The following is a 10,998-nucleotide window of genomic DNA, read 5'->3' as shown; positions in this document are numbered from 1 at the left end:
AAGCTTCGGGCCCCGACGAGGAACTGACGCACCAGCAGCAGAAGTCACGCAACTACTAACGATCAACTACTGGCGCAGGACACTAGCGGGCCAACAGGTTCCAGACGGAGCCGAACCACGCCTGGCTACTGGCGACGAAGACTGAGCCGGTCGAGTCCGGGTCGTCGTCCGTGACGTGGTGTGTAAGGGGCGCGCCGAGACCGAGCACGTCAAGGGCCTCGATCTCCTTGCCGTCCTCCAGGACAATGTGACGTTCCGTCACCTCATACGGGCCGTGCAGCGCTTCTGTGCCGTTGAGCAGGTAGAGCTTGAATGCCGGAGTCAGCTGTGCGTGGCGAATCCGGAAGTCCACTTGCGGAACGAGGCCCTTGACCTGCAGCTTCTGGAGGGCGTACCGCAGCGACGACGTGTGCCGGCGAGTGATGGACAGCAGGCGTTCCCGCATCTGCGGGTCGCTCGGGTCGTCCTTGGCCCGGGGATACGGCAGGTCCAGGTCTTCGGCCGGCAGCAGCATGCGCAGGGCGATGCGCTCCGTGGCGATCTCACCGGCCCGGATCCGCTCCGCCTGCACCCGGATGTGGGCATCCAGAGACTCCGCCGTCAACGTGTAGACGTCCAGGGCGACTTCGGGCTTCTCGAAGGCTTCGCCGATGATCGACCCCAGCGTCACGGCCCGGCCGCGCATCGGCGTTCTCGGCGTCAGGGGCTGGATACGCTGCGTTCTGATCACCTGTGTGCCGCTGCCCAGACGTGATTCGATCCAGCCCTCGTCGGCCAATTCCCTCAATACCCGCTGCACGGTGTCCCGGGAGGTCCCGAACTCCTCGGCCAGTACTCGTTGAGGCGGCAGGTGGCTTCCCAGGCGATAGACCCCGTCGGCAATCCGAGCACGCAGCGCTTCTGATACCCGCCGGAACTCCGTGCCGCCACCGTCATCGAACCTGACCACCGGACCTTCAGTCCTTCCCCCTGAGCAACTTCAACACCGGGTACCACGACCCCACCACATGCTCAACCTCCGCCGCCCGCAGGATCTTCATCTTCCGCTCGTTACGCGCGTAGCCCAAGAAAGGCACCCCAGCACGCTGCGCGGCTTGGAAGTCGGTGTCGGCGTCTCCGATCATCAACGCCTCGGGCGGCTTGACCCCCATGGCGCTCAACGCGCGCTTCAGACAGTGAGGATGCGGCTTCAGAAGCGAGAGGTCCTGGGTGCGGCCGTAGATGTGCGGTGCGAAGCAGTCCATCAGTCCACGGGTGGCCAGGTAACGCGCCACCGTCTGCGGCGAGTTGTTGCTCGCGATGGCCAACCGTGCACCCATCGCGTGCCACGTCCTGATCAGTGGATCCACATATGCAGTGGGATACGCCGAGCCCACAGCCTTCAGCTCCTGCAGGGTGAGCCGTTCCTCCAGCTCGATCACCAGGTCACTGCCCGGATGACGGCGATCGACAGCGCGCAGCACGACATGCGGATCGGGTGCGGCCCGCTCCTTCTCGGTGAGGAGGCCGTGCAACCCCCTTTCCTCAAGCCACCGCACCTGCTCCACCGCTATGTTCTCCGCCTTGTGCCCCGCGAACAACCGACAGATGGGCCCGTCGAAGTCGAAGAGCACGACACGCGCCCTCGAGATCAGTCCCCGCAGTCGCTCAGTCTCTTCTGCCACCGGTTCAGTCTGCGCCGCATCACTCGCCGTATCACTAGTCACTAGGAGAGTGTCAGGTCCGTCGTGATGGTTTCCCAGAGGGCGTCGAACCACTTCTGGGATTGCTCGACGAAGGCGGCGTCGCGCTGGCCCGTCCGCTGTTCGAAGGAGAACAAGAGGGACTTGGAGCCCAGGGCGTCGTACATGTCGAGCATGCCGCTGTCCCCGGCCTCCTCTCGCCTGGTGATCATGTAGTACGCGATTAAGGCCTCGACTCCGTTGAGCAGGTACAGCTTCACGGGGGGTGTGAACGGCAGGGCGCGGAACGTCACTCGGACGTCGATGCCGTGGGACGAGCGCAGGGCCTGGAGGTTGTGGCGCAGGACGTGGCCCTGGGCATTGCGCTGCTCCAGCCAGCGTCTGTGGACCGGATCGTCGGCTCCCTGTGCCTCGACGGACACGGGGAAGGCGAGATTGATGTCCCGGGAGGGCAGGAGGATGCGGACGTCGATCGACTCCGGGCGGATCTTGCCCTCGTGGATCAGGCGAACCGGTTCCCCGAGCGCCAGCATCAGGGTCTCGGCGGTGAGGCAGGCCGCGTCGACGCGTACATGCGGTGCGGTGAACGCCTCCACCAGCCGCGGTGCCAACCCCACCATCGTCGTCTGAGGCTCGTCCCGCGTGGGTGCGACCTCCGCGATCCTCGGCGGACTTCCCTTGCTGACGTTGCTCAGCAGCCCGTCCTCCTGGAGTGCCCGCAGGGCCTGGCGGACCGTGCCGCGTTCCACGCCGAACTCGTCGGCGAGTTCGGCCTGGGTGGGCAGGCGGTCGCCGGCGCGCAGTTCACCCGCGCGGATGCGGTCCCGCAGGATGTCGGCGATCTCCTGGGGCGAGAGCCTTCTGCTGCCGTTCACTGCCACGTTCTCCTGGGTCACGACCAAACGCTACAACTTCGATCCATCTAAGGGGAGTTGTTTGAAAGTTGTTTTGAAGTAGGGACCAACTGGGGATAACTTAACCATAGTTGGCAACCAACTTGGTGAAGATGGCGGAGGTTTTGCCTCCTCCTGCAAGTAGTTGGCAGCTGGGAAGGCTCCGCGCCTCTCCGGCACCGTCCCGCACTTCCGCACCACGGCGCTCCCCCAGGCACCATCGCGCTCCTCCCGCCCGTCCCCGCAAGACCCCGAAGGAGGATCCACCATGCCCGCCATAGCCTTCCTCGCCGCCGTCTTCGTCGTCGGCTTCGAGCAGTTCGTCGAGTTGCGGTACGGCCCGAGCGGGGTCGTCGGGCTCCTGCTGCTCACCATCGGCATCAAGGCGAAGAGCCCGACCTGCAGCTCGATCGGTGCCGTCGTCCTCGCCCTGATGGTCTCCGGGCCCGCCCTATGACCTGCGAGGACGACACACCAGAAGATCCGGTACCGACCCCCGTGGGAGACCTCAGCCCGTGAGCACCAGCTCCGAGCTGATGGTCTCCCACAGTGCGTTGAACCACAGATGCGACTGCTCCACGAACGTCGTGTCCCGCAGACTGTCCCGGTCCCGCTGCTCGAAGGGGAACAGCATCGACTGGGTCCCCTCCGCGTCGTACATCTCCAGGTACTCGTGATCGATCTCCTCGCCGCGCCGCGTCAGCGTGTAGTACGCGAAGAGCGCCTCCGACTCGTTGAGCAGGTACAACTTCACGGGCGGAGTGAACGGCAGAGCCCGGAAGGTGACGTGTACGTCGATGCCGTGCGTGGCCCGCAGCGCCAGCAGGTTGTGCTTCAGGACCTGGCCCTGGGCGTTGCGGTGGGCCAGCCAGCGGCGCTGCAGCCGGTCGTCGGCCGTGTCGTCCACCGGCGCCGGGAAAGCGAGGTCGATATCGCTCGACGGCAGGAGCACCCGGACGTCGACCCTGGCTGGTTTTAGTCGGCCCTCGTGGATGAGACGCAGCGGCTCGCCCATCGCGAGAGTGAGGGAGACCGCCGTCAGACACAGGGCGTCTATCTCCACGTGAGGGACCGAGAAGGCGGCCGTGATCCGCGGCGCGAGCGCCACCATGGTGGGCTGCGGCTGGGCTTCCGGCCCGGTCAGAGCCTTTCCCACATTCGGGGCGACGGTCGCCGGGCTCCCTTTGGACACGTTGGACAACAGGTGTTCCGACTGCAGGATGCGCAGCGCCTGCCGTACGGCCCCACGCTCTACGCCGAACTCGTCGGCCAACTGGGCCTGCGTGGGCATGCGCTGCCCAGGCCGCAGCTCACCGGAGCTGATCCGGCTGCGCAACTCGTCGGCCACCTCTCGGTGTGACCTCTGTGGCCGCTGTGACCTCTTCCGCCCATTGACGGGGACGTGTTCCGGGTCCACAACCAAACACTACAACTTCGCGCCATCTTTTGGCAGTTGCCGGGAAGGTGGTTATGAGACGCTTCCAAGCGGAGATAAGTCCAGTGAAGTTGGTCACCAACTTGAGCAACATGGTCAAACTTCCCAGGGGTTGGCCGCCAGAGTCGTAACTGTCGACCAGGCGGACGGTCCCAGCGGGGGTCCGCCTCCCCGTCCCGAAGGAGGGACCGCATGCCGCTCATCGCCACCATCGTCGTCGCCGCCCTCGCCATCGCTGTCGAGCAGCTTCTCCAGGTGAAGTTCGGACTGATGGGCCTCATCGCCTTCGTCACGCTGGCCATCGGCATCAAGGCAAAGAACTCCACGATCGGCGGCATCGGGGCTGTGATCCTCGTCGTGCTGCTCGCCCAGAACGGCTGATCGGGCGCCACCGTCCGGCAGTCCGGCTGACCGGGCTCCCTTCCGGAGGGGAGCCGGGAGCCCGGTCAGTCCGCACCATCGCGGATCGGTTCGACATCCGCGGAAAAACAACTGAATCGCTACGGATCACAACTGAACAGCACTGACAGCACTGAACAGCTACGGATCAACGCAACAGATGCCGCCAACATGGACGGAGGGCAGGACCCGACAGAGGCCAAGAGGCCAAGAGGCCAACAGGCCAACAGGCCAACAGGTCAGAAGATGTCCGGGCACCACGGTCGCCTGGACGTGCGCAGCAGGGCGTCGGCCTCGGAGGCGGCGCCCGCTCGTTCTTCCCGCACCCTCCCCAGCGCCGCGAGCCGCACCGCCGACTCGTCCCCGAGCCACAGCGTCCCCAACTCACCCACATCCAGTGTGAGTTCAGCGTCCTCGGTGGTCGGCGCACAGGACGCACCGTCCGGCGCCGCCTCCAGCCGGTATCGCCCGGCGGACAGCCCGTCCCGGTCCGTGACCTCCAGAACCAAGGTCCCGGACCTCCCGTATGTGCGGGCTTCCATGGCCCGTACGACGTCCAGGATCCGCACCCACAGCCAGTCGGCCTGCGTAGTGATCCGCGCCGCCCGCGGGTCCGGCAGCAGATGCGGCAGCAGGTCGTCCGGTGCCCGCCAGCCCGTCCTGACCTTCGTGACCCAGTCGACCGAGCACACGTACCACCACAGGGCGCGCTCGGCGGCCGGCGAGACCGCGATCATGTCCTTGACCTTCGCGGTCTCGAGCGGTTGCTTCGCGTCTCCCCAGTGCTCGTCCACCGTGTACGCGAGCAGTCCCTCGGCCTGTCCCTGCGCGTTGCGGTACACGGCGTAGAAAGGCTCGGTCCACTGGGCCCGGTCCAGCACCAGCACCCCCGTGCTGACCTGCCACCAGCGTTCGCTCCGGTCGATCGCGCCCGGCTGCGCCCGCCTGAGCCGTTCGTGCAGCTCCGGTCCGATCTTCCGTACGTCGTCGCCGTCCACGAGGTCGATGCGCGCGCCGTCGTCCGGGCCCGCCCACCTGGGGTCGAGTCCCGCCCGTGGTACGTCGATCGTCCACTCGGCGGCCGTCGTGGCCCGCCCGAAGCCGTACCGTCCGTAGATCGGGTACTCCGCGGCGATCAGTGTCGCCACGACGTCCCCCCGGTCCTTCGCGGCCGCCAGGTCCTGGGCCATCATGCGCGTGAGGATTCCTCGTCGGCGGTGCGTCGAGGTGACGGTCACGTTCGAGATCGCGTCGGCCGTCACGGGTGTGCCGCCCACCGCCGTGAGCTCCTGCGTGAACGAACGGAACGTCGCCACGCAGCGGTCGCCGTCGAACGCGCCCAGGGTTCGCTCCGGCACGATGTACGTGGTTCGGTCCGCCACCTCCGCGTCCGAGGCGCTCGGTGGCCGCAGGAACCCGGTGTTCAGGGCGCGGATCCACTCCGGGATCTCGTCCTCGTGGATGGGGCGTATGTCGATGTCCTGGCGCCGGCTCATGGCGCCACGCTAGGCATACGGTCCGGGGGGTGTCGCGTGGATTTCCGCTTCCCCAACCCCACCCCTTCCCGAAGCCGGGGGCTTCGCCCCCAGACCCCCGAGGCCCGTATCTCCGCCGCGGGCCCTCCTGGGTTGCTCGCGCCCACGCGGCGGAGCCGCAAATGTCACAGTCCCGCGCCCCTTACGGGGCGCCCCACACAGGGTCGCGGGGCACTGCGCGACCAGCCACAACCGACCAGCACCAGCACCCCACCCCAAGCGCCGTCACATGAGCAGGTCGTCCACCTGTGCCTCGCCCTCGCGGTACCGGCGAGCGATCTCCGCGCTGCAGTCGTCAGCCGTCCGCTGCAGCTGCTGCCGGCGCCGCGAGACCTGCTGCTCGTACCGTACGAGCCGCCCCATCGCGGTGTTCAGCTCCAGATCCGTACGCGCCTGGAGGTCGGACAGCTCGACCTCGGCGAGCATCTCCGCGGCCAGCCGTCGGTACTCCTCGCCGTGCGGCGTGCCCACGGTCACGTGTCGCGCGGACGACCGCTGTCGCGCGGGCGCGTCCGTCAGGATCTCCGACAGGCGCTCGACGACGGACGACTCCTCGGCGATCTTCGCCTCGCGGCCCCGCCGGGGGGCACCCCGGCGCCCCAGCTCGGCCCGCAGGATGTCGATCCGCCCCTGGAGCAGCCGCCGCAGATAACTCAGATCGGCCTCGTCCCGCTGCGCTTCCCTCCGCAGCGTGCGCAGCTCGGGCAGCCGCAGGACACCCAGTTCGGGCTCGGGCGGTGACTCCGGCATGGGACCGTCCGGACTGTCCGTTCGCTGCGTGGGCGGCCGCGCGGCGACGGGGCGCACCGGCGCCGTCGACGATGACGGCGGCTCCCCCCTGATCAGTGAAACAACCCCGGGTGACTGCCCCGTACTCGATGTGCTCATGTGCCTCAACCGTCCCCTCGACCGGCGTGTGTGAGCATCGTGCCACCCCAAGTGGCCGCTATGTGACCGAGTGCCCCCGATCAGCCCCAGATGGGGGGTTAAGGATCAATAAGAAAGACCCCGTACGGAGGTCGACACCGAGGTCAACCGACGCACGGCATGATGGTCCGTATGCGTGCGGTGGTGCAGAGAGTGGACGGTGCGAGTGTCGTCGTCGAGGGTGAGACCGTCGGGGAGATCACCGGCGAGGGACTGTGTGTCCTCGTCGGGGTGACCCATGAGGACACGAAGGAGAAGGCGGCCCAACTGGCCCGCAAACTCTGGTCGATTCGGATGCTGGCCGACGAGAAGTCGTGCTCCGACATCGACGCGCCGCTCCTCGTCATCAGTCAGTTCACGCTCTACGGAGACGCCCGCAAGGGCCGCCGCCCCACCTGGAACGCGGCCGCCCCCGGCGACGTGGCCGAGCCCCTCGTGGACGAGGTCGTGGCCCAACTCCGTTCGCTGGGCGCGACGGTGGCGACGGGCCGGTTCGGCGCGAAGATGCGCGTCTCGCTGACGAACGACGGCCCGTTCACCGTCCTGCTGGAGATCTAGGACCGGTCCGGATCATGCCGTCCAGGCCTTGACCGGTCCGGCGGATCATGCCGGACCGGCCCTGAGCGCTACGGCTCGACCACGACCTCCTGTGCGGCGGCCGTCTTGTCGGCCACCAGCCGCGCGTCCAACGGCACGTTCCGCTTCACCAGGGCCAGGGCGATCGGGCCCAGCTCGTGGTGGCGTACCGACGTCGTGATGAAGCCGATCTTGCGGCCGTCGGGGCCCTCGTCCGCGAGGCGGAGCTCCGTGCCGTGCGGGGGCAGATGGACCTCGCTGCCGTCCAGGTGCAGGAAGACGAGCCGGCGCGGGGGCTTGCCCAGGTTCTGGACGCGGGCGACGGTCTCCTGGCCGCGGTAGCAGCCCTTCTCCAGATGCACGGCGCTGCCGATCCAGCCCAGCTCGTGCGGGATGGTCCGGTGGTCGGTCTCGAAGCCGAGCCGCGGCTGGTGGTGCTCGACGCGCAGCGCCTCGTAGGCGAGCAGCCCGACCGCCGGGCCGTGCTTCGCGGCACCCTCGTCGTTCGTCGCGTACGACTCCAGGTCCGTACGCGGCAGGAACAGATCACGCCCGTACGGCGTCTCGCGTACGACGACACCCTCCGGGACCTCGGCGATGGAACCGGCCGGCAGGTGCACGATCGCGAACTCGGCCGTGCGGTCGGCGACTTCGACCCGGTAGAAGAACTTCATCGACTCCAGGTATGCGATCAGCGCGTCCTGGGTGTCGGGTTCCACGTGGGCCCAGGTGGTGGTCCCGTCGTCGACGAGATACAGCGCGTGCTCGATGTGACCGTGCGCGGAGAGGATCAGCGCCTCGGTGGCGCGGCCCGTCGGGAGGTCGCTCACGTGCTGGGTGAGCAGCAGGTGCAGCCAGCTGAGGCGGTCGTCGCCGGTGACGCTGACGATCCCGCGGTGCGAGAGGTCCACGAAGCCGGTGCCGTCGGCGAAGGCACGCTGTTCTCGGAACAGGTCGCCGTAGTGGGCGGCGACGCCTTCGTCCACGCCCTCGGCGGGGACGGCACCGGGCAGGGACAGCAGAGGGCTCTTCATATCCACATAGCCTACGACCGAGTAGTTGCCGTTTTTATTTCTTGGCGCCCTGGGCGCCGGCGCCAGCGGCGGCACCAGCGGCGGCACCAGCCTTGGCCGCGCAGTCCTCGCAGCGGCCGAAGATCGCGAAGTGCTTCATATCGGTGACGAAGCCGAAGGTCTCGCGGAGCTTGGCGGTGAAGTCGGCAGCGACCTCGACGTCCGCCTCGATGACGTTCGTGCAGTCGCGGCAGACCAGGTGGAGGTGGTGATGCCGGTCCGCGAGGTGGTACGTGGGCGCCCCGTGCCCCAGGTGCGCGTGCGAGACGAGCCCGAGCTCCTCCAGGAGCTCAAGGGTCCGGTACACCGTGGAGATGTTGACCCCCGACGCCGTCTTCCGCACTTCCACGAGGATGTCGTCGGGGGTCGCGTGCTCAAGGGTGTCCACGGCTTCGAGCACAAGTTGCCGCTGCGGCGTCAGCCGGTAGCCGCGCTGCCGCAGATCGCTCTTCCAGTCAGTGCCTTCGGTGCTGCTTCCAGTGCTCACCACACCGGAAAGTCTAGAACTACTTGAAGAAAGCGATCCCGTCGTCAGGCATGTCGTCCGGGAGGGCCTTGGCCCAGCGCTCGACATCCTCCGGGCTGACGACCTTCTTGAGCTGGGCCGACATGTACGGGCGCAGCGGGACCTCGGGGGTCTGCTTCTCGCCGACCCACATGAGGTCGCTCTTCACATAGCCGTAGAGGCGCTTGCCGCCGCTGTACGGGCCCGAGGCGGCCGTCCGCGCGACCGCGTCCGTGACCAGGTCGATCTGCGGCTTCTGGGCGGCCAGCTCGCCGTACCAGACCTCGACGACGCCGTCGTCGCGGACCATCACGACCTCGACCTTGCGGTCCTTGTCGACGCGCCAGAAGCCGGACTCGGTCTCCAGCGGCCGCACCTTGTTGCCCTCGGAGTCGAGGACCCAGGTGTGCGACTGGTACTGGAGGAAGTCCCGGCCGTCGTGGGTGAAGCTGACTTCCTGGCCGAAGTTGCACTTCTCGGCGCCGGGGAAGTCATGGACGCCCGCACCGGTCCAGTCGCCGAGCAGGAAGGCGAGGGGGACGAGGTCCTTGTGCAGGTCGGACGGGATCTCGATCATGAGGTCGGCAGTTCCTTGATGGGGGTCAGCGCTGGCCCTGGTACAGCTTCTTCACGGCCAGCCCGGTGAAGGCGATGACGCCGACACAGACCAGGACCAGCAGAGCTTCGAAGACGTACTCAAGCACGGGGTGCTCCTCGGGGATGACGCGATGGCGGGCAGTACAGAGCCAGCGTCCACTGTAGTCGGGCCGGAACCGAAGCTCCCTATGAGGTAGGCCCTACCATTCGCCCCATGGCGAAGAAGCTCGTGATCAAGGTGACGGCGGGGGCGGACGCTCCCGAACGCTGCTCGCAGGCGTTCACGGTGGCGGCGGTCGCCGTGGCCAGTGGCGTGGACGTCTCGCTCTGGCTGACCGGCGAGTCCGCGTGGTTCGCGCTGCCGGGCCGCGCCGCCGAGTTCGAGCTGCCGCACGCGGCCCCGCTCCCGGACCTGCTCGACTCGCTCCTGGTCGGCGGCCGCGTCACCCTGTGCACGCAGTGCGCGGCCCGCCGTGACATCACGGAGAAGGACGTCATCGAGGGCGTACGGATCGCGGGCGCGCAGGTCTTCGTCCAGGAGGCACTGGCCGACGAGACCCAGGCGCTCGTCTACTGACGGTTCTGAGACCTCTGAGAGCCGAGGCGGCCTGCTCCGGTACCGAGACGTCCTACTCCGGTGCTGAGGCGTCCTGCTCCGGCGTCTCCACCCAGAGGCAGAAGGGGTGCCCGGAGGGGTCCAGCAGCACGCGTACGTCGTCCTGCGGCTGGTAGTCCGCGACTGTGGCGCCCTCGGCGACGGCACGCGCGGTCTCGCCCGCCAGGTCGTCGACCTGGATGTCGAGGTGCAGCATCATCTGCTGGTCGCCGGGCTTCCTGGTCGGCCAGACGGGCGGGACGTACTCGGGCTCGGTCTCGAAGGAGAGCGCGATGCCCTCCTCGCCGGGCGGTGGTCCGATGAGCACCCAGTGGGGCTCCTCGCTGCGCACCTCGTACCCGAGCAGTCGCCTGTAGAAGCCGGCCAGCTCATGCGCGTCGTGCGCATCGAGCACGACGGTGGACACCTTCGTATGCGTACGCGTCATGGGCACTTTTTCTACTGGCGCCGCTTCTTGCCGTCCAGCTCGTCCCACCACTCGTCGGACTTGGGATCGCCGGACGGGTCGTCCCACCAGCGGTCGTCGGGGCCGCGCCGGTTGGCCACCATCGCCGCGAGCGGGGGAATCACCATCGCCACGACGCACATGCCGACGGCCACGGGGATCGACCAGAGCCGCACGACTCCCCAGGCCAGGACGAACAGCCCGATGCACGTGCCCATCATGGCGAAGTAGGCGTGGCGCCTTCGCGCGTACATACGTCCAGCGTAGATCCGGAAGGGGCCCTTCGGCGCACCCCCGTGCGGGGGTGCGCCGAAG

15 protein-coding genes are annotated in these 10,998 nt (G+C 67.8%); 4 read left to right on the top strand and 11 right to left on the bottom strand.

The genetic code is table 11. The features are described 5' to 3' along the window. Positions 1-82: 82 nt before the first annotated feature. The 3 genes from GAS53_RS53525 to GAS53_RS53515 are packed head-to-tail and all read right to left on the bottom strand — an operon-like array spanning position 83 to position 2,584. Positions 83-949: a GntR family transcriptional regulator gene (locus GAS53_RS53525; RefSeq protein ID WP_151485086.1), complete on the bottom strand. Its 867-nt coding sequence runs from the start codon at positions 947-949 to the stop codon at positions 83-85. Between the two features lie 7 nt (positions 950-956). Next, positions 957-1,706: an HAD family hydrolase gene (locus GAS53_RS53520; protein ID WP_404829446.1), complete on the bottom strand. Its 750-nt coding sequence runs from the start codon at positions 1,704-1,706 to the stop codon at positions 957-959. Further along, the gene (locus GAS53_RS53515) at positions 1,706-2,584 is read right to left on the bottom strand and encodes a GntR family transcriptional regulator (protein WP_151485084.1); all 879 of its coding nucleotides are present in this window, start codon (positions 2,582-2,584) and stop codon (positions 1,706-1,708) included. The genes GAS53_RS53520 and GAS53_RS53515 overlap by 1 nt, the downstream gene beginning before the upstream one ends. A 259-nt stretch (positions 2,585-2,843) precedes the next feature. On the opposite strand from GAS53_RS53515, the gene GAS53_RS53510 reads away from it, so the two are divergent. Then, entirely contained in the window at positions 2,844-3,032 is a 189-nt protein-coding gene (locus tag GAS53_RS53510; protein WP_151485083.1) for a hypothetical protein, read from the top strand. Positions 3,033-3,083: 51 nt separating this feature from the next. Here the strand turns inward: GAS53_RS53510 and GAS53_RS53505 are convergent, their stop codons facing one another. Beyond that, entirely contained in the window at positions 3,084-3,998 is a 915-nt protein-coding gene (locus GAS53_RS53505; protein ID WP_151485082.1) for a winged helix-turn-helix domain-containing protein, read from the bottom strand. Positions 3,999-4,202: 204 nt separating this feature from the next. Between GAS53_RS53505 and GAS53_RS53500 the strand changes: the two genes are divergently transcribed. Beyond that, entirely contained in the window at positions 4,203-4,391 is a 189-nt protein-coding gene (locus GAS53_RS53500; RefSeq protein WP_151485081.1) for a hypothetical protein, read from the top strand. A gap of 257 nt (positions 4,392-4,648) precedes the next feature. Here the strand turns inward: GAS53_RS53500 and GAS53_RS53495 are convergent, their stop codons facing one another. Both GAS53_RS53495 and GAS53_RS53490 read right to left on the bottom strand, forming a co-directional pair. Further along, a complete protein-coding gene (locus tag GAS53_RS53495; protein WP_151485080.1) occupies positions 4,649-5,905 on the bottom strand; it encodes a GNAT family N-acetyltransferase in 1,257 nt (418 codons plus the stop codon). Positions 5,906-6,169: 264 nt separating this feature from the next. Beyond that, positions 6,170-6,832: an RsiG family protein gene (locus GAS53_RS53490; RefSeq protein WP_151485079.1), complete on the bottom strand. Its 663-nt coding sequence runs from the start codon at positions 6,830-6,832 to the stop codon at positions 6,170-6,172. A gap of 171 nt (positions 6,833-7,003) precedes the next feature. On the opposite strand from GAS53_RS53490, the gene dtd reads away from it, so the two are divergent. Continuing rightward, complete coding sequence (dtd, locus tag GAS53_RS53485; RefSeq protein ID WP_151485078.1) at positions 7,004-7,429, top strand: D-aminoacyl-tRNA deacylase; 426 nt, start codon at positions 7,004-7,006, stop codon at positions 7,427-7,429. Positions 7,430-7,497: 68 nt separating this feature from the next. On the opposite strand, the gene ygfZ is transcribed toward dtd, so the two are convergent. From ygfZ to GAS53_RS53470, 3 genes are read right to left on the bottom strand one after another with little or no spacing between them, the layout of a single operon-like run. Beyond that, positions 7,498-8,481 carry a CAF17-like 4Fe-4S cluster assembly/insertion protein YgfZ gene (gene ygfZ, locus GAS53_RS53480; protein ID WP_151485077.1) on the bottom strand — a complete coding sequence of 328 codons (984 nt, stop codon included), beginning with the start codon at positions 8,479-8,481 and terminating at the stop codon, positions 7,498-7,500. Positions 8,482-8,515: 34 nt separating this feature from the next. Beyond that, positions 8,516-9,010: a Fur family transcriptional regulator gene (locus GAS53_RS53475; protein ID WP_225859700.1), complete on the bottom strand. Its 495-nt coding sequence runs from the start codon at positions 9,008-9,010 to the stop codon at positions 8,516-8,518. A gap of 16 nt (positions 9,011-9,026) precedes the next feature. Next, complete coding sequence (locus tag GAS53_RS53470) at positions 9,027-9,602, bottom strand: FABP family protein (RefSeq protein WP_151485076.1); 576 nt, start codon at positions 9,600-9,602, stop codon at positions 9,027-9,029. Positions 9,603-9,836: 234 nt separating this feature from the next. Here GAS53_RS53470 and GAS53_RS53460 point away from each other — a divergent pair, with 234 nt between their 5' ends. Continuing rightward, positions 9,837-10,199, top strand: a complete 363-nt coding sequence (locus GAS53_RS53460; protein ID WP_151485074.1) for a DsrE family protein — start codon at positions 9,837-9,839, stop codon at positions 10,197-10,199. A 52-nt stretch (positions 10,200-10,251) separates the two neighbouring features. Here GAS53_RS53460 and GAS53_RS53455 read toward each other — a convergent pair whose 3' ends face one another. Both GAS53_RS53455 and GAS53_RS53450 read right to left on the bottom strand, forming a co-directional pair. Beyond that, complete coding sequence (locus GAS53_RS53455; protein ID WP_151485073.1) at positions 10,252-10,665, bottom strand: VOC family protein; 414 nt, start codon at positions 10,663-10,665, stop codon at positions 10,252-10,254. A gap of 11 nt (positions 10,666-10,676) precedes the next feature. Further along, on the bottom strand, positions 10,677-10,937 hold the full coding sequence (locus GAS53_RS53450) for a DUF3099 domain-containing protein (protein ID WP_151485072.1): 261 nt from the start codon (positions 10,935-10,937) through the stop codon (positions 10,677-10,679). Positions 10,938-10,998: the final 61 nt, after the last annotated feature.

The organism is Streptomyces albicerus, assembly GCF_008905045.1.
Lineage (GTDB): Bacteria > Actinomycetota > Actinomycetes > Streptomycetales > Streptomycetaceae > Streptomyces > Streptomyces albicerus.
The sequence above is the reverse complement of the archived record's forward strand: the minus strand, read 5'-3'. Positions and strand labels throughout refer to the sequence as shown.